The sequence below is a fragment of the Pseudoalteromonas rubra genome (genome assembly GCF_005887115.1).
Taxonomy (GTDB): domain Bacteria; phylum Pseudomonadota; class Gammaproteobacteria; order Enterobacterales; family Alteromonadaceae; genus Pseudoalteromonas; species Pseudoalteromonas rubra_F.
In genome coordinates this window covers 70,010-94,686 of record NZ_PNCJ01000017.1, presented here as the reverse complement: position 1 = coordinate 94,686, position 24,677 = coordinate 70,010, and the positions used below count along the sequence as shown (strand labels likewise).

The window sequence follows — 24,677 nt, the reverse complement described above, 5'->3', positions numbered from 1 at the left end:
GCCCCCCGAACTTCTCAGTGCGGGGGGCTTTTTGCTAATACTTTTTAAACAGCACTAACCAGCCCCCGCGGTAATAATAATCACCACGTTGATAATCACGACTAGTAGAGAAACTGTTTTCATCATGTCACTGCTCTTTTAATAAAACCGGATACGTTGCACGCGCTCGAAGCGCTCCTGTGTGCTCTTTTTTTATTAGTAACCCGTGAGCGGCTAACAAGTCAACCCTCAAAACTATGCTAATTAGAGAGTGTTCGCGAGTCGATTTTGAAAATAAATCTAAAAAATAGAACTTTTAAGAATAAAAAATACCCATTTAAAAACTCACCTCACCTGAAAGCCAAAGAGAGTATTTTTTCTCACACGATTCATCCTTACGCGTCACAACATTAAATTTTTATGATTTACTCCGGGAATTGATTATGATGTACCCACTTTAATCGTATTCGGAGGGAGCCATGCCCCATCTTACTCGCCTGACCCTGCTGTTCTTTGTGCTCGTTGTCTCACTACTCAGTCACCCTGTCACAGCAAAACCAGCTCTGTGGAGTGTGGAAAAAAACGGCGTTACCTCTTATTTATTTGGTACCGTTCATGTTGGTGACGCGTCTATGGAGGGGTTAGATAAACGCCTCAAAACCGCCATCGCCAACAGCCAAACTGTGGTGGTCGAGCTAAACACCAAAGCCATCACCGCAGCACAGCTACAGCGCAGAACTTTGCCATTCATGCTGCTTGAACAAGGGCAGACACTAAAAGCCAATTTGACACCCGAAACCTACAAACAAGTCGAGCAGTATTTATCAGCGCGTGACATCAAGATAGAGCTGTTCAATCATTATCAACCCTGGTTTGTGATGCTCACTATTTTGCAACTGGAGTACACCAAAGCAGGCTTCGGTGAAGAATTTGGCATTGACGGGCAAGTCATAGAGTATGCAACTCAGCTCAACAAGCCAATCATGGAATTGGAAAGTCTGGAGCAACAGCTCACCATATTCACCGCACTGAGCACGCAAAGTGATGCCATGATAACCGACGCCCTCAAACAGGTTAAAGACTTTGACCGCTACTTCACTACGATGCTCACAGCATGGAAAAAAGGCGACTATCAACAGCTTAATGTGTTTTATGATATGAGTTTTGATGACACCAAGTACGGCCAGCAGGCAGAGCAAGTCATGCTTATTCAGCGTAATAATGCCTGGGTGAAAACGCTCACACCCAAGCTCGTCAACAACGCCCACTTTATTGCTGTCGGCGCACTTCACTTGCCCAGGGAGCATGGCTTGATCAGCCAATTCCAAAGCCAGGGCTTCAAGGTGCAACGCATCCATTGACCATCTGCAAAGCGACTTTTTTGAGTCGCTTTTAAACCTTTGGGTTTTCGTGTGCGTCACACAGATATCAATACGACACCAACAAAGGACAACAGGATGAGAAGCAATCTGATCACTGCCGCACTACTGGTACTGAGTGCAACAACTCAAGCCGGTGAAACTCGCACATTAACCCATTCCTTCGACATAGCTGACAGCTCAGAGCTGGAAATTCAGTTTCCTATAGGCAAACTGAAAACCGTGAGTCATTCAGGTAAAACGATCGATGTGACCATTGAACTTGAACCCGCCGAGCACGACATAGACTGGTTGCCAGACGCATTGGCAGACGTCCAGTTAGACAGCCGTCGTGAGGGAGATGACCTGAACCTGAGTATCAATAATAAGTATGTAAAACAAAGCTGGACAGTTAAGCTCCCCGACTCAATGGAGCTGGGCATTGAGATTGACGTAGGTAACGTTAAACTCCTCGGTTTGAACAATGACGCGGACGTTGAAATTGGCGTTGGCAATGTCAATATTGAAACTGTAGCTGGCGATTTTCGCCGGGTACGCTTCGATGCCGGCGTAGGAAAAACGCGCTTATCTGACATGCCGGGAGAGGTTGATACCGAGCGTAACATGGTAGGTGAAACGCTGCGTTATCGAGGTAAAGGCGAGCACAGCATTGATATTGAAGTCGGTGTTGGCAATATCACTATGCGTCGTTAACAGACAATATTTTAATCAGAGCCCGCTCCAGGGCATCCTGCTCCACTGGTTTAAACAAATAATCGGTCGCGCCAAGCTGCATGGCCGATTTAATTGCCTGCTCGGACGTATTGGCTGTCAGCACCAGAATGGGTGTCGACAGTGCCAGCGTCTGACGAATTTCTTTTATTGCTTTAAACCCATCCATGATTGGCATATTCAGGTCCATCAAAATGACATCAAAAGACTGATGAGCCAGTACCTCAATTGCCTGCCCACCGTGGCTGGCGTGGATACTGGTTAAGTCCAGGCTCTCAAGCATTTTTTCGATGATTTTTGCATTAAGCAGGTTATCCTCGACCAATAACACTTTACAGCGGGTAATGCCGTTCACCTGATCCGGCTCAGGCAGTCGCTTCAGCGGCACACTCAATGACGCTTTGGTACCATGAGGCTGGCGGGCGGCAAACGTCAAGTCGCCAGACATAATTGCCAACAGCAAATTGCAGCGAGCCAACCCCAGTTGCAGGCCCTGAAAATGATGTCTGTCCGAGTTATTTTCTGTTGGGGGCGCATTCACATGCGCCATGTCAAAGCCAGGTCCACTGTCTTCTACTTCACAATAAAAGCGCCAATTCAATTCGTCCTCTTCAGGGCTAGATGGCTCAACCCAGGCAGACAAACTCACGACCCCTTGGTCGGTAAATTTCACTGCATTATCAAGCAACTGACCAATAACCCAGCTCAAACGTTCGTGATCACATTCAAAAATTTTCTCAGTATGGCTACTAAAATGGTAGCTAAAATCTAAGCCTTTTTCTTTGGCGAGCAGACGATAGGTGGCGATGGATTGCCCCAGCGTATCGGTTAGGCGCGCCGGGTGAAAATTGAGTTCAGGTTGCTGTTCATCAGACAATCGATTGTAGTCTTCCACGGAAGCAATCAGGGCTTTCAGCTGCTGTGCCGCTTTATTCGCCTGTGCCAGATAGCCTTCTCGCTGAGACTCCCGATGCAAATGTAAATATCCCAGCACCGCCTGCAAAGGCGTGCGCAATTCGTGGCTGGCGCGAGCCAGGAACATAGCGCGGCTTTGATTGGCATGCTCTGCTTTCAGACGCGTTTGCTGTAAGCGCTCAATTGCACTGGCAATACTGCGCTCCATAGGAAAAAAGATCCACTTGATTTCAGCAATAAGCAACACCAACCCCACTAGCCACATCAGCAATTGCAGATTCCTCAGTTTTTCAATCTTCGTGTTGGCTGACTGTTCGAACAGCAGCACAGCATGATCTAAATCTTGTAGCAATAATTGAGAGCGGGTATGGATCTCCTGGATCTGGTCAAGGCTAGGTTGCTCAGCGGTACTTGAGAGTAGAGATAAGTACTGATTTAACTGGTTGTTCAAATCCCCGGGCTGCTCAAAATACCAGGCAGACAGTTCGGCGTTTAGATGCACAAACTCTTCGCCATCACGCATAGTCAAAAAGTCGTGGTTACTTTGTAGCAGCTGCAACGCGTTGCTCAAAGCCTGACGGTCAGCAGCAACATTGCGCTCGCGCATAATGATCACATATTCCAGGTGCAACGCCGCTTTTTGCGATAGCATGCGCTGCATACCCGCGACATTAATCACTCTGGCAGCCTGCTTTTGCTGGTCCAGTAAATACAAGGTCAGGCCAGTTGTCATGGTCAGCAACAACAACATGATAACCAGCGCCACCAAGTATTTCAGACGATAGCGTATAACCAGATTGTTCAAATCATCCCTCCATTTGCCAGCCGATTCGTCCGGGCCCCTGACTCATTTCCAGTTTAGATTAAATTTCAAACTTTTGCCGACGGCGACTTGACACCCAGACGGCCAAAATGTTTCAATGCGCCCGTACCCTATTTTATCCAGACGGCCATGCATCCAAGAATGCATGGCCGTCTTAGGGCTGGAAGAGGTGCGTTATTCAGGTATTTGAGTGGAGGAGAGCAAACTCCCAAGAAACTCAAAGAGGGGAATTAACGCCGAGAAACACTGTGTTTTGCTTGCACAGCGTTTCGGGCGACTGGGCTGAATCCCAGCGACTGTCACCAACACATTTGGTGGAGAGCTTCTGGTCTTAGAAACAATATGGCCAGCGGCCTATTCTTTTTAAGTCCATTGCTCTTCGAATTTTAAACGGTTCGGAGCGGGACACTTCCCTGACTACCGGACCAGCAAGAAGTTCGGTAGAGATGAAATCACACACTTTGTTATCTGACCAGTTATCTGACTACCCGTTATGGACGGCTTTGGTTACGCCATTTGATGCGTGCGATCAGGTCGATTATCACAGCTTAGAGCAACTCGTCGCACAACAAGTCGAAGCAAACAATGGCATCTTGCTGTTGGGAAGCACCGGTGAAGGGTTAGCCCTGACCCTGGCTGAACAACGAAAAATCGTTGAGTTTGTTTGTGCGTTGGCGCCACAGGTACCCATTATGGTTGCTGTTGGCGGCATCAACCTGTCAGCTCAGCTAGAGTGGGTTGAGTTTTGCAATACACAGAACATTGATGCCCTGCTACTGGGCTCCCCGCTCTATGCCAAGCCCGGCGTAGTTGGCCAGACTCAGTGGTTCGATGCGCTACTGTGCGCCACTTCACTGCCATGTATGTTATACAACGTTCCTGGTCGCAGTGCCGTTGCCATTGCCCCTGAAGTGCTGACTAACCTGGCACATCATGACAATTTGTGGGCACTCAAAGAAGCCAGCGGTGACATTGCCACGTTTGAATCCTTCCGCCGTGCGCTGCCTGAACTGGCAATTTACAGCGGTGACGATGCATTGCTTCCCTACTTTGCCCAGGCAGGTGCTGCCGGCCTGGTTTCGGTGGCATCCAACGCCTGGCCAGCTCAAACCGCCGAGTTTGTACGCCGTGCACTCAGTGGCACTAGTCCAAATCTGTTTACCACCTGGGCCGACGCCATCAGCAGCCTGTTTGCCGTTGCTAATCCCATTCCGGTAAAAACACTCATGCACCTGCAAGGTAATCTGGCAACGCCTCACCTCAGGCCGCCACTGACGCACCTGGAACTAACCAATAATGCGGCTTTGAGCGCCGCCAACGAACAGATTTTATCCTGGAATTAAGAGAATCCCTATGACCTGGTCAACACTTTTAGATAATTTAGAAAATGGCTCACAACGTGCAGCAAACCAAGATGAACATGGTAACTGGCATGCTAACATCGAGGTAAAAGAAGGTATTCTGGCGGCATTTCGTGCCGGTCAAAATACAGAATATCCAGGTGGTTTTGTAGACAAAGACAACCTGGCACCGCGTGGTTTCTCAGCCGATGATGCGGTACGTATGGTCCCTGGTGGTAGTAGTGTGCGCCGCGGTGCTTATGTTGCGCCTGGCACCATTATTATGCCGCCAGCTTATGTCAATATCGGCGCTTACATAGACAGCGGCACTATGGTCGACAGTCATGCATTGGTTGGCTCTTGTGCTCAGATAGGTAAGAACGTTCACCTCAGTGCCGCAGTGCAGATCGGTGGCGTGTTAGAGCCTGTCGGTGCCAGCCCGGTTGTTGTGGAAGACGATGCCTTCATCGGCGCAGGGTGCGTACTGGTTGAAGGCGTAGTCGTGAAACAAGGCGCAGTGTTAGCACCCGGTGTTCGTCTGTCTGCCAGTATTCCGGTTTATGACTGCGTCAATGAGCGTACACTGGACAAAGGCGAAGCCATTCCCCCGTTTGCCATTGTGATCCCAGGATCGCGTCCGGCTTCCAGTGACTGGGCCAAAGCCCAGGGGCTGAGCATGTCCTGCGCCTTGATAGTGAAATATCGTGACGAACAAAGTGACGCGTCATTAGAACTCGAAGAGGTGCTTCGCTAATGTTAGCCTTGAGTACGCCTTTGCGCGAGCAACTTAATACGCTGTGCACAGAGCAGAACAATCATGATCTGGCAACGCCCTTTTTTGTCTATGATCTCGATGCGCTGCACGCCCATGTAAGCCGCCTTACCACCCAAGATGTGGTGAAACTCTGGTACGCTGTCAAAGCCAATCCGCTCTCCAGTGTGCTTAGCACACTAGACAAAGCCGGATTCAACTTTGACGTTGCCAGTCGCGGGGAGCTTACACAAGTGCTGTCACAAGACATTGCTGCAGAGCGCGTACTCAACACTGGGCCGGCCAAATCGCCAGCCCAGATCCAACATTTCCTTCAGGCAGGCGTGACGACTTTTGTGGCTGAAAGCCTGAATCAGGTGCGCTGGTTGAATGAAGCCGCAGAACAACATCAAAAAACGTTGACTGTGCTGCTGCGCGTTCAGCTGCGCTGGCCTGCAGGCGATAAAAATCCACTTGGCGGTGACAGCCTGACGCCCTTCGGCCTGGGGTGCGAGCAATGGCAGCAACTTACCTTAAGTGATTATCCAGCACTGGACTTCGCCGGCCTGCATATTTTCCAGTGGGGCAATATGCTGGACGCCACCAAGTTAGCCAGCCTGTGGCAACAAATGGTGCCGCCTCTGGTTAGCCTGAGTACACAACTTGGTATGTCACTGAGGATCCTTGATCTGGGTGGCGGATTAGGTGTCCCCTATGAGCCCTCTCAACAACCCCTGGACTGGGATCAGGTTATCGATAGTCTGTCCAAGATCAAAGCAGACGCAGGTGTTGAAGAGCTGTGGATGGAGTTGGGCCGCTATGCGGTCGCGCACTGTGGCTACTATTTGAACCCGGTTGTAGAGCAAAAAGAAAACTATGGCGAACACCAGCTGATCCTGACAGGTGGCGTCAACCATTTGCTGCGCCCAGCAGTAACCAGTCAGGCGTTTCCGGTTAAGACATTACGCGAGTCCGCGGCCGTCAAGCGTGATTACCATTTACATGGGCCTTTGTGTACCGCCATTGATCACCTGGGTACCCATAGTTTACCTGACGATCTTGATTATGGTGACTGGCTGATCTTTGGCCAGTGCGGAGCCTATGGGTTTACCGAAAGTATGCCCTACTTCCTGTGCCATGAACTACCGGCAGAATATGTCTTTAAGCAAGGCCAGTTGTACTGCATCCGTCAAAGTGAAAACGCCGACTATTATCTGAGGTAGCCATGAACACAATTACACAACAACATATCCAGGTTGGGGAAATTGCCAATGGTCTGCCACTGACCATTCCAGTCTACCGCCTGCAGGGCAATGGCACAGGGCCAAACGTCTACATCCAGGCCAATATGCATGGCGCCGAGGTGCAGGGTAATGCCGTGATCTATGCACTGCTGGAGCAACTCAAACATCTGCCACTGGCCGGTGACATTACTTTGGTACCTTATGCCAACCCAATTGGCTGTAACCAGAAATCCGGTGAGTTTACGCTCGGGCGCTTTGACCCTATTACCGGGGTAAACTGGAATCGCATGTACTATGACCACAGTGCTCTGGTGCAAACCTGTCTTGCAAAGTACAGCCAGGCCCCTGATGCGACGCTGATTGCGGCCTTTCGCGAGCAACTATGCCAGGCAACCGACTCCTTACTCAGTGCACCTGCGCATACACTGAATACGGGCAAGCGGATCGCACTAACGCTGCAAAAACTAGCCCATCAGGCAGACATTGTCTTGGATCTGCACACCGGCCCTATTTCGGCAAAGCATTTATATTGTCCTGAGTATGCTAAAGACAGCGCACGCTATTTTGACATCCCTCATGTACTGCTTATTCCAAATGAATTCGATGGTGCTATGGATGAAGCCAGTTTCTGCCCCTGGTGGCAGCTGAGTGATGCGTTGAAAGAACAAGGGCGCGACCTGCCCGTCCCCGTAGAAGCATTTACTGTTGAGCTGGGCTCTCAGGAAAAAATTGATCTCGATGAAGCCGTACATGATGCCAATAGCATCCTTAGCTACCTGACCCATAAAGAAGTGATAGCAGATGGCAGCCATCAACCAAGGGACATCACACGCTATGCCTGCAAGCTCAAAGATTACCTGACTTACTATGCACCTATGGGCGGTATGGTGGAGTATAAAGCGCAGCTCGGTGAACATATCAAGGCAGGAGACTGTATTGCGCGGATATTACGCATGGAACAGTACTTATCCGAAATGCCCCTGCACAGCCTGACATTAACCCAAGATGCCATTGCGATACTGCATTTCGCATCAGCCAGTGTTAATCAGGGCACTGAATTATATAAATTTTTTACTAATTACTATGAACTGTAGTGGAGCCATGTAAATTGGCCAATACTCGTTTCGCGTGACACACAAAGCGACACAACGATTGCGTGAGAGTAGGTGAGCAAGCCCTCACTTGCTAAGGTGAGGCGGCAACAGACGTTGCCGCCGGCCTTTTTATACCAATTTGCTTAATTAAGTGTTCTATTTTGAGGCGAGAAAACAGGGTCTATAACCAGGCAAAAATTTGCGAACTCATACCTTAGGTAAAGGTTCTAAATGAGAAATTTTTAACGTCGTTAGCGTCATATTTGCTCCTTCAAATTGAACAGGTATTAAGTGAAATTGGTATTAATCCGGCATACAGATTTCGTTACGAGCAGAGTAGCAATCCCGGCCAGTCGGACAACCCAGGAAAACGGCGGTATCGCACCCAAACGAGTTACAAGCTGGATAGCCAGAGGCTCCGCCAGCAATATTCGGTGTCTGCGCCAATCCAAGCTGCTGGTTATTACTCAGTTGTTTTATACATTTTTTGTTCAGTGATATTTTCATGGTCATTTCCTTTTATGTAATTTGCTCAATTAACCTACTGCCATATTGAATAAAAATCAACCAACTTATATCTTGACAAGATGCTCCGCGATTAACTTTGTCCTTCTTAGTTTTCTCTACCATGATAAAATGAGCACTAATTGCTTTTGACTAAGGACTTCATCACCTATGAAACTCAGGAAGCTCGCTTTTTTGACTTTATTGGCGTCTGCACCACTACAGGCCAAGGAAACGCAGGACCAGGATGATCTGGAGATAATAAAACAATGTGTACTGAACGAAATCATCGCCGGAGATCAACAACAAACCGTTGCTGAGCTCAAAGCTTATTGCCAGCAATTGCAAAAAACAAGCCTCAGTAAGCTGGATCGCCGCATGGCGCGCGAGATGGTGACAGAGAACAATCGCAATGTGCTGACACCGCACAATCGCAACTATATCTTGCCAGTTACCTATGTCAAAAGCCCAAACTCCAGGCCATTTGATGGTCTGAAAGCTATTCAGGAAGAAGAAGGTGAGCCACTCGATCATATGGAGGTCAAATACCAGATATCGATGAAAGTACCTCTTTATCGACACTTTAAGGACAAAGACCAGGCAGTGTATGTCGGCGTAACCTTGCAATCTTACTGGCAGCTTTACAACAAAGACATTTCCTCCCCGTTTCGTGAAACCAATTACGAACCAGAAATCTTTTGGGTCAACTTCCTCGACGATGAAAACGTGCTGTGGGGTGACGAAATGGCCATTATTCTGGGTGCCTCGCACCAATCAAATGGCCGCAGTCAGCCGAATTCTCGCTCCTGGAACCGCATCTATGCCAATTTTATCTGGGAATATGAAGGTTTTGTGTTTAGCTTTAAGCCCTGGTATCGTCTGCCAGAAGATGACAAACCAGAGCCGTTGGCCGCCAAAGGTGATGACAACCCGGATATTCACAAGTACATGGGTTACTTTGAACTCAGCGGTGCCTATCGCTATGGCGACCATGAATTTGGCTTTATGACTCGCAACAACTTTAACAGTGATAACCATGGTGCTATACAGCTTGACTGGTCATTCCCGCTACTGGGCTCTTCGCGGGTACGTGGTTATGTGCAGTATTTTAATGGCTATGGCGAGAGCCTGATTGACTACAATGCCCACATTCAGCGTTTGGGCCTGGGTATTGCGGTCACCGATCTGCTCTAAACCCACTCTTCACGGCCTGCGACAGCAGGCCTTACAGGCGTTTATTTGATAACGACAAATAAACCTTCAAATTTCGCCACCAGCACATCGCCATCATAAACGTTCACCGGCACACGGTACTTAGCCTTACCTTCTACATTGAGTGCGCTCAGCTCACCACTGCACTCTGCCAGCGTGACCGTTGCACTGGGCGCGGTCGTCAGCGGTTTAAGATACTGAATATTGGCGTCGGCCAGAACAATGTTACCTTCCAGAGCCTGCTCTTTGAGCGCCAGATAGGTTGCCCCCCACCCAGTTAACGTCGCCATACTGTAGACCGAGCCTGCAAACATTGAGTTATGCAGATTCAGGTTAGCTTTGAGGTCTGCACGGGTCGAGAACTGCCAGTCGGTATAGCTTTCCACTTTAATACCCATCGCATCACTGATGGGGATCGACTCGCGCCAGGTATCCTGTAATACCTGAGTCCACTGCGGGTGACGGAACCAGCCCGGCTCAGAAGGGCGCTGCTTAACCATTTTCCAGTGCTGTACATCGCCATAAGACAGATGGGCTTTTTCAATCATCTGATAGCCGTGGCGCTCATAAAATGCCAGAGCACGTTCTCTGGCGAACAGCACCAGCTCTTCGGCCTGTTGTGTCCAGGCAATTTTTTCCAGCTCATGCAGCAATCGGCTGCCCAGGTGATGACCACGGTGTGCCTCATCCACAGCCATGTAACGCACTTGTGCCTGCTGTTGATTGTTAAAATGCAGGCGTGCCACACCAAGCACCTGACCTTCGTTATTTTTGATATAACGATGCTCAGCCTCCTGTTCAAGGTCGTCCTGTTCGCTGCCTCTGGGCTGATCCCAGGGGGCCCGTAAAACCTGCCATCGTAGTTGATAATACGCTTGCCAATCTTCACTGCTCTGTGGCGCTGTTACTTGAAACATGGTGACTCCTGTGCTTTTCCTGTCGACGAGACGATATGCCCGGCCTGTGCAACCTGCTCCCGCTTTTTTTACGAGGAACTTTTGTCTAATTTATGGACCTTACCTTACAAGAAAAGTGCGCAACAGGGAATGATCTGCCAGATTTGGCCAATTTGTCATGTAAATTCAACGAAACGCAGTGGCAGAACTGTGAGGCCCAGCTATGCTGATGTAACTATGCAAGATTTTATTATCGAACCCGGCACTATCAGTAACGAGTTTGTACACCAGAGTCATCAACTTGGGCATCTGTTGTATTGGCATAAGCATGGCAAAATCAGCATACAAGTACGCCAGGAAAAAACCTTACGCTGGTTACTGATAAACGACACGCTGCAATCCGTGATTGAACTCAATCATCCGGAGAAGCTGCTTTTTCCCCATTTACAGGTGTTAGCCGCGTTATGGCAAAAGTGCCCCGCACCTGGCAAAGTGCTGGAACTGGGTCTTGGGGCAGGGGCTATCCGGGATTATCTGCATATCAGCTACCCGGATTGCCAAATTACCTCAATCGACAATAACCCAGATATCATCCACTGCTATAAACGCTATTTTGGTGGCGACCCCATCTCTAACGTCAGTTGCAGCGATGCCTACCAGGCGCTGGAAAATAATGGCCATTATGACTGGATCATTCTGGATTTATTCAGCCAGCTCGATGCACCACGGTTTTTATACGAACATAAGTTTTATACACAAATACGTGCCACGCTCAATGAAGGCGGCCGCTTATATATCAACTTTCTTGCAGAGCATGATTCGCAGCTAAAACAGCTTGAGCACTTGCTTATTACCAATTTTGGCAAAAAACCCTTCGTTCACAAAGTGCCCGACTACGCCAATCACATTATTTCTTTAACCCGCTAGAGGTACTCGTCAGTCAGACAGATAAATTAAACGTAACCGGGCCGTCATTGCACAGACTCACCTGCATATCGGCAGCAAACCGCCCAGTGGCCACCCGTAACCCGGATTCTCTCGCTTGCGCTACGAAATACTCGTAAAGCGCTTCGGCTTGCGCAGGCGTGGCCGCGGAAGAAAAGCTCGGCCGCATACCTTTTTTGGTATCCGCCGCCAAAGTAAACTGAGACACCACCAGTAACTCACCCTTGATGTCTCTCAGACTCAAATTCATTTTACCCTGTTCATCGGTAAAAATACGGTAATTACTGATCTTGTGCAGCAAGCTGTCTGCACTTTTTTGCTCGTCAGCCTTCTCGACCCCCAGCAGCAAAAGGATCCCCTGACCAATTTGACCAACACACTCGCCCTCAACCACCACATTGGCCTCACTGACCCTTTGAATTAATCCCTGCACGCTTACCTCAGATATTTATCACGTAACTAATTTCTACTATGCCGCTAATGTGCCAGTTTACATAACAGCAGATCGGCGGCACGCCGTATGGCTTCGGAATATACTGCATTTGTTGCGCAGTGCCCAACTTCTTCGAGGATCAGCAAACGCGCATTGAGCTGCTCGGCCAAAGCCTGGGCCATTGCAAAACGACAAACATAGTCGTGGCGGCTATGGACCATCCACACAGGCAGACTTGCGATTTTATCAGCCTGATGGAATATCTGTTGCTCTTCCATAAAACAGCGAGTGTGGAAGTAATGCACCATAATCCGGGCTTGCTGAACCACAGCCTGTTCATGATCCAACTGATAACGTTGCGCCTGGCTGCCAATACTAAGCTGACGATCCCAGTCATGCCACTGCTGCGCCGCCCGGCGCACCGCCACTTCATCATCGCAATGCAATAGTTGGGTATAACGGGACAATACCGCTTTGTAATCCCCTTGCCCCTGACAAAAAGCCTGATAACGTTCTGGATAGAATTGCGCGCCTGCACCACTGATCCCGTAGAGCCACTGCAAATCACTTTGACACCCAAGAAAGGTCGCCCATAAAACCAACCCCAGCACCCGCTGTGGATGGCGCTGTGCAAACAATAAGGCTAACGTGGCTCCCCAGGAGCCACCCGCCAGTACGCACTGACTGATATCTAAGTACGACAGCAGACTATCAATATCCTGAAGCAGGTATTCTGTGGTGTTGTGTGTGAGTTGCTGGGGGGAAGACTGACCACAACCGCGCTGACTAAACAAAATAATGCGATAGCGCTGTGGATTAAAATAACTGGCAGAATGGCGGCATAAACCACTACCCGGGCCACCATGACAAATAATCACAGGTAACCCGGTTTCCAGACCAAACTCTTCTACATGTATTTGATGTCCATGAGACACCGCCATATGAAAACTGCGTCGCGGCGATTCCAGTCGATACAATTGAGTCATTGCACACCTCTTTATTGTGGTGTGTCTTGTTCCTCGCACTCCTTTTCGGACAAACAGGCAGTAAATTCAGCACCCAACAGCACCACCATCCAGGAAAGATAAACCCAAACGAACAAAATTGGTACTGTGGCCAGCGCACCATAAATCACCTCATACGAGGGGAAATGGCTGATATACAGAGCAAAGCCTTTTTTGGTCAGTTCAAATAGCAAAGCTGCAAAAAATGCCCCGGGTATCGCTGCCTGATAAGACACGCGTGTATTTGGTACTAAAGTATAGAGCATAAAAAAGCCTGCCATGGAAATAACATACGGCAAAAGCTTCAGCAAAAGGCCACTAAAGCCCGGGATCCCCTGGTCGGCAAACGACACCAATGACACGATATACGACGTCACGCCAATGCTGGCGCCCAATAGTACCGGCCCCAACGTCAGCACCATCCAGTAAATAGCAAATGAAATCATCATAGGCCGTGACTTTTCGACCCGCCAGATGCGATTCAATGCAGCATCGACGTTACGGATCAGCAACAAGGCAACCGCCGTCAAAAAGCCAATCCCCACTGCGGTCATCTCATTGGCATTGCCGGTAAAGGCACTGATATGGGATTTAATGGTATCTGTTGAGGTCGGCACAAAGTTATTAAAAATAAAGTTTTCTATGGCATCCCGGGCATCCTGAAAGCCAGGAAATGCACTGAAAATCGCCACCCCAACCGCCACCAGAGGGATCAGAGACAGCAGAGTCACATATGCCAGATAGCCCGCATTGATCATGAGCTGGTCTTGCTGGCAGCGCTGGTAGAAGCGCAACCACCAATCGGGCTGACGCCTAAAAAATGCCTTGCCTTGCTGTTTCATTAACAACAAGCGCTGTAACCATAATTCATTCATCATTACACAGGTTTACAGAGTGAGTTTTGCACATATTACCAATCCCAGTCATAATTCATAGGGTCAGATTTAAGTATAAGCCGTTATGTATCAACTGCATTAGGAAAGCCGATGAACAATTCTGTGTTAAAAACGAGCCTCATAATCTTAAGCCTGAGCCTGCTTAGCGCCTGTCAAAGCGCGTACTACGCAGCCTGGGAAAAAGTGGGGGTGCATAAGCGCGAGATCTTAGTGGACCGTGTAGAAAATACCAAAGAAGCACAACAGGCCACACAACAAGAGTTTCAGTCTGCTCTGGAGCGCCTGACTACCTTGATCAACTTTGATGGTGGCGAGTTACAAAGTGTGTATCAACAACTCAATGATGATTATCTCTCCAGTGAAGCCGCTGCGCAGGACGTACGTACAAACATAGACAAAGTTGAGGATGTTGCCGAAGCCCTGTTCTCTGAATGGCAGGACGAACTGACGCAATACTCCAGTGCCAAACTCAAACGCCAGAGCGAACAAAAGCTCCGTCAAACGCAACGCCAGTTTGACAAGCTGCTGCGCTCAATGCGTGCCAGCGAAGCCAAAATGCAACCTGTGTTAGATTCACTCAAAGATAACGTTTTGTATTTAAAGCATAACCTCAACGCACAAGCGATTGCCGCGATCAAAGGCGAGTTCAGTGGCCTGAAGCGTGATATTCAATCTCTGATCAGCGATATGAATCGTTCAATTGAAGACTCAAACGCCTTTATTGCCAGTATGAGTAATACCAACCAGCCATAAATGTCGAACTATGCTCAGTCACGGTTAACAGGCGATGTTAACCGTGACTGCCGTGCTACTCGGCGAATATTACCTGCAAATCACAGTTGAAAATGGGCAGAGCAGCATAACTGCGATGGCCCATCACCTCGAAGGTCAGTGCAGGTTTTTCCCCAAACCGCGTCTGTACAATATGCGAGGTCATCTGATAAGCCTGTTGCATCGCGCCACGACCATCATTCCACATCAAGGTTAAGTAGGGATCAATATACTGCCACTGTCCTTTTGTGACCGTCCCGGTCAGGCTCCACTCTCCGCTTGTATTCAGTTCAATCTTAAAGGGATCCATTGCGCAGTTGTGAGAATGTAACACATCAGGCAACCTCACCTGGGATCGGTCGCCCGGAAAATATAAACCATAATTGCCCTCGCTGAAACGATGATATTCGCCGTTAAAGTCCTGCACATCTAGCCCGGAATACCCCAACACATGCACCACTTCAGCTAACTGTGAGAGCAGCGCTTCATTTTGATCGGCCGGAAAACGATTCAGGCGAACAGTGTTGTTATCACTGGTGTACTCTACAGGCACAGGAAGGTCATTCAAAACATAGTTTATATCAGCCTGCTCTAACTGGCTCACCAGTATTTTTTGTTGTGTATCGTCCAAAGACGAGTGGAACACATGTACCACGGGCACAGTACTGCAGGCGCTCAGTAACAGGCATCCAGCCACTGACCATACTTTCATGAAATGTCCTTGTTTTTGTTATTATGGTCAGAGTAAACCACAGCCAGCCGACACCTGTCCATTGTGTCACCGCGGCTCACCGCATCAGTGGCTGCGTGTCAGCCAGTTTTGCACCGCTGTTTTGGGGTATACAATCTCTTTAAACAAGCGATGACGCTCAAATTTAAGATCGCTCTCCTGACTGGGCAGGCCAGCTTGTACCTGGCTGTGATGCTCGTTGAATCGCGAGATCAAAGTCAGCTTGTCTCTGCCCTGATTGAGCTGAGTGTTGAGATAGCCACGCACATCATCTGCTGTCATTAACCCCAATGCCTCTAAATTCATCAGGTCTTTTTTTAATGCAGAACGGATCCCCATGGAATGTCTCCTGTTGTCATAATTTACAAAAGTCGCAGCGAATCACTGCCAAACGTCTCGACCTATGGCCGCCCGACTCCGTATCGGCGTGCAAGATACACACCAAATGCTGCAATTACATTAAAGACACCACGATGTTCGAAAAAGTTTCGTGGTTCACCGCAGCGTCGCGCTATACTGTCGCAAAACATCCAATGAGGTTGTGATATGAATCAAGATTATATTGAAATCGAGCTCGAAGAAGAGCCTATTGAGCTTTGTAACCTTTTAAAAGTATTAGACTTTGCAGAAAGTGGCGGGCAAGCCAAGCAGCTTATCGCCGCTGGATATGTGGGCGTCAATGGTGAGCTTTGTACGGTTAAACGCAAGAAATTATACGCAGGTGATACCCTCTACTTTAATGAAGAAACATTCATGCTGACCCTCGCTGAGGGCGCTGTTCCTGCAGAACGTAGGCAACCAAAACCATCCCCTGCGCACCAGTCCAGTGCACATTCAGCCACTGATAAGGGCAAGCAGCCAAGCCAACCTGGCAAAAAGCGACGCAATAAGCAAAAGAATAATGTGGATAGTGTCACTGGCAGAAAACCCATTTCGTTTGGATAAAACAGGAGATCACACAGTGAGTATCTGGTATCGGCCGGTCACACTAGCACAGTGCCAAGCCCTGGATGAAGGACTGCATCAAAAAGGTACGCTGATGCAAACCTTAGGGATTAGCATCAGTGAAATTGGTGATGATTACCTCGTTGCCACTATGCCGGCAACCCCAGCGCATCATAATCCGCTTGGTATGGTCCACGGCGGTGCCAATGTCGCACTAGCCGAAACTGTGGCCAGCTATGCGGCTAATTTTGCAGTCGACTTTGAACGTTTTTACTGTGTCGGACAGGAGATTAACGCCAATCATCTCAAAGCCTCGCGAAACGGGACGCTCACCGCCACGGCTCGTCCTTTACACCTTGGACGACGTACGTCGGTATGGGAAGTAAAAATAATCAATGCGCGTGATGAGTTATGCTGCGTGGCCCGCATGACGGCCGCAGTCGTCGAACGACGCCAGCCCTAACGTCACCAAAATTGATATAGCGCAAGCCGTTCTACTCTTTACAATATCACAATGATCTCAACCCCAATTTGTGGAGGCTGAGATCATGAAAACGCAAAAACGCCTGATTGTTATTCTGCATTGTGTGATTGTATGTGGCCTGTTGCTGATCTTCACAGGACACACCCTACTGAGCGCCCAGTGGCTGGCGGCGCTTGGCCCCACGGGATATGCTCTGGGTGCAGCCTGCATAGCCATAGGCCTGATCTGCTCATTACCAACTAAGATTTATCTGACGATCCTGTTAATGCGCCGAGAAAAGCCAGACTAACCGGGATTGCACTGCAGCCAATTCTTTACCTGACGCTTTGCCTCTGTACCAGCATTTCGCTACAATTTTGCTTTAAGTTGCTCATTTAGACACATCCATGGACCATATAGATACAGTGATCATAGGCGCAGGGGTCGTTGGCCTGGCCATTGCAGCACGTCTCAGTCAGACCCGCTCCGTCCTGGTCATAGACCAGATGGGACAATTTGGTGAACATACCAGTAGCCGCAACAGCGAAGTGATCCATGCCGGTCTTTATTATGCTGAGCATAGTCTCAAAGCACGCTTGTGTGTCCGTGGTAAGGGCTTGCTGTACGAACATTGCAAACGCTTTCATGTTCCGGTTAAGCAGCTTGGTAAGATTTTATTCGCTCGTACAAACGCAGAACAAGACAAGCTGGCTGCTATCGAAGCACAGGCAAAACGCAATGGCGTACATGATCTGACCCCACTCAGCCGGACACAAATTGCGGATATGGCTCCCGGCCTGCGCACCAGTGCGGCGCTGTTTTCCCCGTCAACTGGGATCATCGACAGTCACCAGCTGATGCTGTCTTTAGTCCATCAGCTTGAACACGCAGGCGGCACTCTGGTCTGTCACACACGCTTTGAATCAGCAGAACAAACAGCGTCAGGGTTTGCACTGAGGCTAAACTGTGACGGTGAAGCCTTTAAGCTGAGTTGCAATACCCTGATCAATGCAGGCGGCTTGTTTGCTCAGGACAATGCTCAGCGCATCGCGGGACTGAGCAAAGACCAGATCCCACAAAGCCATTTATGCCGTGGCCAGTATTTTTGTTATCAAGGTCCTCACCCGTTCCATCACCTGATCTATCCAATGCCCGAACAGCACGGCCTGGGGATCCATGCCACTTTAGACATGGCTGGTCAACTCAGGTTCGGGCCCGATACCCAGTTTATTGACAAGCTGGATTACCAGGTGGACGCACAGGCCAAAGCCCGTTTTGTTGAGGCAATACAAAGCTACTGGCCCGCGCTGGACCCTGAACGGCTGCATCCGGACTACGCAGGGATCAGACCCAAGCTTAGCCGCGAGAAGGGTCAGGATTTTGTGATTGAAGGAAAACAGCACCATCAGGTAGAAGGGCTCATCAACCTGTTTGGAATAGAATCCCCCGGGTTGACCGCCAGTCTGGCGATCGCCGAGTATGTTGAAGCACAGCTTTAGGCTTAAATGCCTTCGAGCTTCTTGCTGCGCTCTTGCATTAACTTTTCAACGTTTTGCGCATCCTGGATCAGCTTTTTAATGTCTGTGGGACTCATATTAGCCGGTAAATCTTTCGGGATCCGGCCGGCATCTTGCTGCTCTTTTAGCTGCTTGAGAATGTCGGTATTTTCAGCCGCCATAATGGTGATCTTACTGGGGTCCAGTGTCATTTCTTCACTCTGCCCGCGTGTATTAGGACGGTCTGAATAGTGCCAGTTGCCCTGTGCGTCCTGCCATTTATAGATTTTTGCGGGCTTGTCCTGCGCAGCCGTCGTCTCTTTGCTGTTGACCATATCCACAGCTTTGTCTAATTGCTGCTTGGATTCATTCAGCACTTGCTGTGCCTGCGTCTGCGCCTTGCCGAGGATATCATCCAGGCTCAGCCAGGTGCGCCCGTCAGGCCGCTTTAAAACAAACAGCGAAGCCACACCAATCAGCATCACCATAATTAACAGATAACTTGCGTACTTCATTGCGGCACTCCTTTTATATCGAGGCCATACTTTAACAGTATAGAGCGATATTCGGTAGAGTGGCGGAAGCGCACAAAGAAATCTCGAAATTGCGCACAGCCACGCAACCCCTGTTCTGAATGATTAAACTGCAGTTGCAGAGGCGCGGTATCGACCACTTTATGTACTTTAAGTGAGGTGATAAATTTAGGGTTACTCAATTGCAACCAACGGATCGCCGGCAGGCTCATCAGTGCAAAACGACGGTCTTCTTTCACAGGCGACGCCAGCGCATCCAGCATCTCCCGTTCCGAGTAAAACAGCTTTTGCTGAAGCTGTCCAAGCGCCAATGCCTGCTCGACTGTTGGATAGGTATAACCAAATCGCCCAAGCATAATAGAGTCTTGATAATCCTGGGTAGGTGCTTTGGCGCTCTGGTGCGTGATCAACACATCCTCTACCCAGTACAATCCCTGGCTCCAGCACATTGGTGTTTTACCCCGATACCAGGACTCAGACTCCATACGCACCTGAATTTGGTTATAATTGATCAGTTTTTTTGAGCGCTCTTCCGGGATATAGTCCACATCCAGCGGTTTACCCTCAGGCGCAAAGTGTGCCAGCAGCTCAGGGATCACACCGGGCCGGTTGGGGTCGCCAGTGACAAAGGGGGGAAAGGCATTATAAGGCAAGGCAACACGCAACACTGGCAACTCAGCACCTGCCGGAGGCAGGGGAGTTGCAGCAGCATGACCACTGATTGGCATCAGCCATAGCAACAGGCCAAACAGGCTGTATATTGTGTGCATTGCACTCACCTTCTCTTTTCCCTCGTAATTCACAGTGTAGCGCTTGCGTCTCAATAGTGACAAAAAAGCGGACTGGGCTGAATAGCCGAGTCCGCTTCTGTCATTGTGCTCTGATAAAAGTCGACTAAATACCGTCACCATCAATATGTAAACCACATTCGCGGTTTAGACCAAAGAAGCGCGTTTCTTCTTCGCTCATACCCGGCTCAAGTTTACGGGTGGTGTGCACATCACCCATAGACACGTAACCCTGCTCCCATAACGGGTGGTAAGACAAGCCATGCTTGGTCAGGTACTGATAGACGTCACGGTTATGCCAGTCGATAATCGGATATACCTTCACCGTGCCACGGCTGATCTCTAAGATCTGTTTGTCGGCACGGGTCGAGGACTGCTGACGGCGTAAACCACTGAACCAGGTGCCTGCCTGAAGCTCTTTTAAGGCACGAGTCATCGGTTCTACCTTATTCAGTGTATTATAGCGCTTAATGCCCTCTTCGCCCTGCTCCCACAATTTACCGTACTTAGCTTCCTGCCATGCCGGACCCTGTATCGCACGATATACTTTCAGGTTCAGGTTTAGCTGCTCTGTCAGCTCATCGATAAAACGATAGGTTTCCGGGAACAAATACCCGGTATCCGTCAGAACCACCGGGATATCCGGACGCTGGCGGGTTACTAAATGCAGCATCACCGCAGCCTGAATACCAAAACTGGACGATAATATCGGGTTCTCAGGCAGATTATCCAGTGCCCAGATCACGCGCTCTTCAACACTTTTTTGCGCCAGCATACCGTTGGCATCATTCAATAATGCCTGCTGTGAGGCCTTATCCAGTGTCAGGATTTGTTTAAAGTCACTCATTACTCATTCCCAGTATTCCACCACAACTCAAAGCCGTGGTCAGGGGCGCTGAGCGCCCACTGTATTATGCATGGAAGTCGGTTTTAGATACCTTCACTTCCGCCACAATTTCCTTACGGATCACAAAGTCACCAAAACACTCATCCGGCTGACGCTCTTTGGCCCATTGACCAATCAGCTCATCCAGCGCCGGCAGGTATACGTCTTCTCCGACGTTTTCTAAATACAATTTCGGGATCCGTGTACCAGCACGGTTACCACCCAGGTACACGTTGTACTTACCCGGTCCTTTACCCACAAAGCCAATTTCTGCCAGCATGGCGCGGCCACAGCCGTTTGGACAACCAACCACACGTAAAATGATGTCGTCGTCAGCAATTTCATGCTTGGCCAGGATCGCTTCGGTTTTTTCAATCAGGTCAGGCAGGTAACGCTCTGCTTCTGCCATCGCTAGCGGACACGTTGGCAAAGACACACAGGCCATCGAGTTTTTACGCTGCTCGGTGTGCGCGTCATCGATCAGGCCGTGTTCACGGGCCAACTGCTCAATTTCAGCCTTTTGCTCAGCAGGCACGCCCGCAATGATCAGGTTTTGGTTTGCTGTCATGCGGAAATCCCCCTGGTGGATCTCGGCAATCTTGCGACAACCAGTCTTCAGAGGCTTATCTGGATAGTCCAGGATCCGGCCGCTTTGAATAAAGACCGTCAGATGGTGCTTACCATCAATGCCTTCAACCCAGCCAATGCGATCGCCACGATGGGTGAATTCATACGGACGGCTCGGTGCAAAGGTCACACCAGCACGTTTTTCTACTTCCGCTTTGAACGCATCGGTACCAAAGGTGTCCAGCGTATATTTGGTTTTTGCGTTCTTACGATTCGCACGGTTACCCCAGTCACGCTGAACGCCAACCACATGCTCTGCCACAGCCAAGGTGTCATCCAGGCTGATAAAGCCAAAGTCATCGGCCTTACGTGGATAGGTATTTACGTCACCATGGGTCATGGCCAATCCGCCGCCCACCAGGACGTTGAAGCCGACCAGCTTGCCATCTTCGGCAATGGCCACAAAGTTCAGGTCGTTGGCGTGCACATCCACTTCGTTATTCGGTGGAATAGTCACTGTGGTTTTGAACTTACGCGGTAAGTAAGTGCTACCTAACACCGGCTCTTCTTCGGTGGTTTCCTGTTTTTCACCGTTTAGCCAGATCTCGGCATAGGCACGGGTCTTTGGCAGCAGATGCTCAGAAATGCGTGCCGCCCATTCATAGGCTTCCTGATGCAGTTCAGACTCAACCGGATTAGTGGTACACAGTACGTTACGGTTTACGTCACCCGCGGTGGCGATGGAGTCAATGCCCACATCATTTAGCGTCAGGTGCATTTCTTTAATGTGTGGCTTTAATACACCGTGAAACTGGAAAGTCTGACGTGTGGTCAGACGGATGCTGCCATACTCGGTTTTTTCTTCAGCAAACTTGTCGATCGCTAACCACTGGTGCGGCTTGATGATCCCGCCCGGCATCCGCGCACGCAGCATCACGTTGTGCATCGGTTCCAGCTTTTGCTTGATACGCTCGGCACGAATATCGCGGTCATCCTGCTGATACATGCCGTGGAAACGGATCAGCTGGAAGTTATCGGCGGTAAAACCACCCGTTAATTGATCGCCCAAATCATTGGTAATGGTGCCACGCAGCAGGTTGCTCTGAGTTTTCAAACGCTCGTTATCAGACAGTTTGGCGTTCGGGTCGAGCTTACTGTTGGGTTTGTAATCGCTATTGCTCATCTTTATTCCTAAATTCTTACACTGTGACGGTGTGTACTGACTAATCCCGCAGGATTAGTACACGTCTTTTTGATAGCGACCCGCGCTGCGTAGCTCTTTGAGATACTCTTCAGCTTCCTCGTCGCTCTTACCTGCATACTGCTTAACGATGTCTACTAATGCCTGATGAACGTCCTTGGCCATACGGCTGGCGTCTCCACACACATAAAAGTGCGCACCATTTTGCAACCATGAATACACGTCCTGACCCTTTTCGCGCAAACGGTCCTGAACGTAGATTTTTTCTGCCTGATCCCGGCTAAAGGCCAGATCAATGCGATTCAGTACGCCCGATTTCACGTACTTTTGTAATTCAACCTGATACAGGAAATCCTGAGTAAAGTGTGGGTTACCGAAGAATAACCAGTTGTCGCCCTCAGCATCGCGTGCCTCGCGCTCTTGCAAGAAGGCGCGGAATGGTGCAATACCGGTACCCGGACCAACCATGATCACGGGGGTATTGTCGTCTGTTGGCAAACGGAAATTGTCGTTATGCTCACTAAACACTTTAACTTGTGTGCCTTCCTCAACGCGATGCGCCAGGAAGCCAGAGCAACCGCCCTGATGGGTTTCACCAAAGGCCTCAAACTCCACCAGACCCACAGTCAGGTGCACTTCTTCTTCTACTTCAGCCTGGCTCGACGCAATAGAATACAAACGCGGCTGGATCTTACGACAGCTGTCGACCAGCGCCTGCGCGCTGAGTGTTCCCGGCTGTTGCTTGATGATATCGAAGATCTGACGCGCTTCGATGTACTCACGCAGCGCGGCTTTATCGTCCGCCAGGGCACTCAGCTCTGCGTTATTCGTTGCAGCCGCATACTTTTCGACAAAGCCTGGGTAAGACTGAGTCAGCTCAAGCTTTTCAATCAAGGCAGTGCGCAGTGTCAGTGTCTCGTTACCCAGCGTGACTTCGCTGTCTCCATTCAGAGCCAGCTGTGCCAATACAGCATCCACGCGCTGCTCATCGTTAAGAAAGAAAACGCCCAGTGAATCACCTGGCTGATATTGAATGTCAGACCCTTCGAGCGAAATTTCGACGTGGCGAACATCTTTGGTCGAGTTACGGCCGGTGATCTTCTGCACCACAGAGATTTCTGCGCTGAACGGGTTTTGTTTGGTGTACTGGCTGGCATGCGCACCGGCCGTTGCCAATGGCATGGCCACTACGTTAGCAGCGCCTTGTTCTTGCTGTGCCTTTAGCGCAGGCTCAAAGGCATCGAGTGCACTGTCAATCCAGGCTGTTGCCTGATCTTCATAGTCCACATCCAGATCTGCACGGGCAACCACAGATTCGGCACCCAGCTTTTGCAAGCGCTCTTCAAAATCAATGGCCGTCTGACAGAAAAACTCATAGCTTGAGTCGCCAAGGCCGAGTACTGCGATTTTAACACCATCCAGTTTCGGGGCTTTTTTACCGGCCAAAAAGGCGTGTAAGGTTTCTGCGTCTTCAGGTGGTTCACCTTCTCCATAGGTAGAAACAGCCACAGCGATAAACTGCTCTTTCTTCAGCGCCGCAGGCTTGTAATCAGCCATATTAACCAACTTGGTTTGCAGACCGCGTGCTTTAGCGGCACTTTCTAATTGCGCCGCAACCCCTTTGGCATTGCCGGTTTGAGAGCCATATAAAATGGTCAAAGGTGCCGCTTCTGAGGCAGGCGCAGGTGCCTGTCCTAGCGTCCCCGCTAGCGTCCCCGCGAGCGCAGCAGTGTTGGCATTGGCAGCCAGATAACCACTGACCCAGGCCTGCTGGATCGGATTAAGCTCCGCCACTAACCCCTGTAATTTTTGCAGTTGTTCTTGTGTCAGCGGACTGGCCGCGGCACTGAGTTGACTTAACAACATGATGATTGTTTCCCCATAACCCTTATATAGCTTGCCCCGCCGAACTGCCCGGCGGTTCCACCCGCGCACAGTTGCAATTCGGTCATTTTCTTAGCATGCAGGATACGCAACTCACTGCGCGACAAAAAGAACAGTATCTGCTTTGTTATTCCATTTGGTTATGGATATTCAAAAACTCCAAATAAAACAGATTAAAAATAATTGTACCGATTTACACAATTAAAAAGTTAACGACAATGTAACAAAACTCCTTTAAACTCCCACTCGTTTTTTTACAACCAAACAACAATATTAATTAAAAAATA

26 protein-coding genes and 1 riboswitch are annotated in these 24,677 nt (G+C 49.4%); of the genes, 13 read left to right on the top strand and 13 right to left on the bottom strand.

All coding sequences use genetic code 11. The annotated features are described in order from the left end of the window. Positions 1–458 precede the first annotated feature (458 nt). Together CWB98_RS12605 and CWB98_RS12600 are read left to right on the top strand one after the other, a co-directional pair. The gene (locus CWB98_RS12605; protein ID WP_138545205.1) at positions 459–1,340 is read left to right on the top strand and encodes a TraB/GumN family protein; all 882 of its coding nucleotides are present in this window, start codon (positions 459–461) and stop codon (positions 1,338–1,340) included. A gap of 96 nt (positions 1,341–1,436) precedes the next feature. Continuing rightward, complete coding sequence (locus CWB98_RS12600) at positions 1,437–2,051, top strand: hypothetical protein (RefSeq protein WP_138545204.1); 615 nt, start codon at positions 1,437–1,439, stop codon at positions 2,049–2,051. On the opposite strand, the gene CWB98_RS12595 is transcribed toward CWB98_RS12600, so the two are convergent. Continuing rightward, complete coding sequence (locus CWB98_RS12595) at positions 2,038–3,789, bottom strand: response regulator (RefSeq protein WP_138545203.1); 1,752 nt, start codon at positions 3,787–3,789, stop codon at positions 2,038–2,040. The genes CWB98_RS12600 and CWB98_RS12595 overlap by 14 nt on opposite strands. A gap of 174 nt (positions 3,790–3,963) precedes the next feature. Next, positions 3,964–4,140, top strand: a riboswitch (Lysine riboswitch). A gap of 113 nt (positions 4,141–4,253) precedes the next feature. Between CWB98_RS12595 and dapA the strand changes: the two genes are divergently transcribed. Genes dapA through CWB98_RS12575 form a run of 4 tightly spaced genes read left to right on the top strand, consistent with a single transcriptional unit; the run spans position 4,254 to position 8,236 of the window. After that, the gene (gene dapA, locus CWB98_RS12590) at positions 4,254–5,150 is read left to right on the top strand and encodes a 4-hydroxy-tetrahydrodipicolinate synthase (RefSeq protein ID WP_138545202.1); all 897 of its coding nucleotides are present in this window, start codon (positions 4,254–4,256) and stop codon (positions 5,148–5,150) included. Positions 5,151–5,160: 10 nt separating this feature from the next. Beyond that, the gene (locus CWB98_RS12585; protein ID WP_138545201.1) at positions 5,161–5,901 is read left to right on the top strand and encodes a 2,3,4,5-tetrahydropyridine-2,6-dicarboxylate N-succinyltransferase; all 741 of its coding nucleotides are present in this window, start codon (positions 5,161–5,163) and stop codon (positions 5,899–5,901) included. Next, on the top strand, positions 5,901–7,121 hold the full coding sequence (locus CWB98_RS12580; protein ID WP_138545200.1) for a PLP-dependent decarboxylase: 1,221 nt from the start codon (positions 5,901–5,903) through the stop codon (positions 7,119–7,121). Before CWB98_RS12585 ends, CWB98_RS12580 begins: the two co-directional genes overlap by 1 nt. A gap of 2 nt (positions 7,122–7,123) precedes the next feature. Next, positions 7,124–8,236, top strand: coding sequence for a succinylglutamate desuccinylase/aspartoacylase family protein (locus CWB98_RS12575; protein WP_138545199.1), 1,113 nt, complete (start codon positions 7,124–7,126; stop codon positions 8,234–8,236). Positions 8,237–8,539: 303 nt separating this feature from the next. Here the strand turns inward: CWB98_RS12575 and CWB98_RS12570 are convergent, their stop codons facing one another. Beyond that, positions 8,540–8,743, bottom strand: coding sequence for a hypothetical protein (locus CWB98_RS12570; protein ID WP_138545198.1), 204 nt, complete (start codon positions 8,741–8,743; stop codon positions 8,540–8,542). A 168-nt stretch (positions 8,744–8,911) separates the two neighbouring features. Here CWB98_RS12570 and CWB98_RS12565 point away from each other — a divergent pair, with 168 nt between their 5' ends. Next, positions 8,912–9,934 (top strand): phospholipase A, encoded by a 1,023-nt coding sequence (locus CWB98_RS12565; protein ID WP_138545197.1) that lies wholly within the window; start codon positions 8,912–8,914, stop codon positions 9,932–9,934. A 41-nt stretch (positions 9,935–9,975) separates the two neighbouring features. On the opposite strand, the gene CWB98_RS12560 is transcribed toward CWB98_RS12565, so the two are convergent. Further along, positions 9,976–10,869: a bifunctional GNAT family N-acetyltransferase/hotdog fold thioesterase gene (locus CWB98_RS12560; protein WP_138545196.1), complete on the bottom strand. Its 894-nt coding sequence runs from the start codon at positions 10,867–10,869 to the stop codon at positions 9,976–9,978. 216 nt (positions 10,870–11,085) lie between these two features. On the opposite strand from CWB98_RS12560, the gene CWB98_RS12555 reads away from it, so the two are divergent. Further along, positions 11,086–11,775: a spermidine synthase gene (locus CWB98_RS12555; RefSeq protein WP_138545195.1), complete on the top strand. Its 690-nt coding sequence runs from the start codon at positions 11,086–11,088 to the stop codon at positions 11,773–11,775. 13 nt (positions 11,776–11,788) lie between these two features. On the opposite strand, the gene dtd is transcribed toward CWB98_RS12555, so the two are convergent. From dtd to CWB98_RS12540, 3 genes are read right to left on the bottom strand one after another with little or no spacing between them, the layout of a single operon-like run. After that, positions 11,789–12,226, bottom strand: coding sequence for a D-aminoacyl-tRNA deacylase (dtd, locus tag CWB98_RS12550; RefSeq protein ID WP_138545194.1), 438 nt, complete (start codon positions 12,224–12,226; stop codon positions 11,789–11,791). A gap of 44 nt (positions 12,227–12,270) precedes the next feature. Continuing rightward, positions 12,271–13,212, bottom strand: a complete 942-nt coding sequence (locus CWB98_RS12545; protein WP_138545193.1) for an alpha/beta fold hydrolase — start codon at positions 13,210–13,212, stop codon at positions 12,271–12,273. A gap of 11 nt (positions 13,213–13,223) precedes the next feature. Continuing rightward, positions 13,224–14,105, bottom strand: coding sequence for a virulence factor BrkB family protein (locus CWB98_RS12540; protein ID WP_138545422.1), 882 nt, complete (start codon positions 14,103–14,105; stop codon positions 13,224–13,226). Between the two features lie 111 nt (positions 14,106–14,216). On the opposite strand from CWB98_RS12540, the gene CWB98_RS12535 reads away from it, so the two are divergent. After that, a complete protein-coding gene (locus CWB98_RS12535; RefSeq protein ID WP_138545192.1) occupies positions 14,217–14,879 on the top strand; it encodes a DUF2959 domain-containing protein in 663 nt (220 codons plus the stop codon). Positions 14,880–14,934: 55 nt separating this feature from the next. On the opposite strand, the gene CWB98_RS12530 is transcribed toward CWB98_RS12535, so the two are convergent. Both CWB98_RS12530 and CWB98_RS12525 read right to left on the bottom strand, forming a co-directional pair. Then, on the bottom strand, positions 14,935–15,609 hold the full coding sequence (locus CWB98_RS12530; protein ID WP_138545191.1) for a hypothetical protein: 675 nt from the start codon (positions 15,607–15,609) through the stop codon (positions 14,935–14,937). An 84-nt stretch (positions 15,610–15,693) separates the two neighbouring features. Next, on the bottom strand, positions 15,694–15,966 hold the full coding sequence (locus CWB98_RS12525; protein ID WP_054014929.1) for a hypothetical protein: 273 nt from the start codon (positions 15,964–15,966) through the stop codon (positions 15,694–15,696). A 207-nt stretch (positions 15,967–16,173) separates the two neighbouring features. Between CWB98_RS12525 and CWB98_RS12520 the strand changes: the two genes are divergently transcribed. The 4 genes from CWB98_RS12520 (at position 16,174) to CWB98_RS12505 (ending at position 18,534) form a co-directional block, all read left to right on the top strand. Beyond that, a complete protein-coding gene (locus CWB98_RS12520) occupies positions 16,174–16,572 on the top strand; it encodes an RNA-binding S4 domain-containing protein (RefSeq protein ID WP_138545190.1) in 399 nt (132 codons plus the stop codon). 16 nt (positions 16,573–16,588) lie between these two features. Continuing rightward, positions 16,589–17,035, top strand: a complete 447-nt coding sequence (locus CWB98_RS12515) for a PaaI family thioesterase (RefSeq protein WP_138545189.1) — start codon at positions 16,589–16,591, stop codon at positions 17,033–17,035. 85 nt (positions 17,036–17,120) lie between these two features. Further along, complete coding sequence (locus CWB98_RS12510) at positions 17,121–17,345, top strand: hypothetical protein (protein WP_138545188.1); 225 nt, start codon at positions 17,121–17,123, stop codon at positions 17,343–17,345. A gap of 97 nt (positions 17,346–17,442) precedes the next feature. Next, positions 17,443–18,534 carry an NAD(P)/FAD-dependent oxidoreductase gene (locus CWB98_RS12505; RefSeq protein WP_138545187.1) on the top strand — a complete coding sequence of 364 codons (1,092 nt, stop codon included), beginning with the start codon at positions 17,443–17,445 and terminating at the stop codon, positions 18,532–18,534. Between the two features lie 2 nt (positions 18,535–18,536). Here CWB98_RS12505 and CWB98_RS12500 read toward each other — a convergent pair whose 3' ends face one another. The 5 genes from CWB98_RS12500 to CWB98_RS12480 form a co-directional block, all read right to left on the bottom strand. Next, the gene (locus tag CWB98_RS12500) at positions 18,537–19,046 is read right to left on the bottom strand and encodes a DUF4124 domain-containing protein (RefSeq protein ID WP_138545186.1); all 510 of its coding nucleotides are present in this window, start codon (positions 19,044–19,046) and stop codon (positions 18,537–18,539) included. Beyond that, entirely contained in the window at positions 19,043–19,834 is a 792-nt protein-coding gene (locus tag CWB98_RS12495; RefSeq protein ID WP_138545185.1) for a hypothetical protein, read from the bottom strand. The genes CWB98_RS12500 and CWB98_RS12495 overlap by 4 nt, the downstream gene beginning before the upstream one ends. Positions 19,835–19,958: 124 nt before the next feature. Next, positions 19,959–20,699 carry a phosphoadenylyl-sulfate reductase gene (locus CWB98_RS12490; protein ID WP_138545184.1) on the bottom strand — a complete coding sequence of 247 codons (741 nt, stop codon included), beginning with the start codon at positions 20,697–20,699 and terminating at the stop codon, positions 19,959–19,961. Between the two features lie 64 nt (positions 20,700–20,763). Then, a complete protein-coding gene (cysI, locus tag CWB98_RS12485; RefSeq protein ID WP_138545183.1) occupies positions 20,764–22,488 on the bottom strand; it encodes an assimilatory sulfite reductase (NADPH) hemoprotein subunit in 1,725 nt (574 codons plus the stop codon). 54 nt (positions 22,489–22,542) lie between these two features. Further along, a complete protein-coding gene (locus CWB98_RS12480; protein ID WP_138545182.1) occupies positions 22,543–24,372 on the bottom strand; it encodes an assimilatory sulfite reductase (NADPH) flavoprotein subunit in 1,830 nt (609 codons plus the stop codon). Positions 24,373–24,677 lie beyond the last annotated feature (305 nt).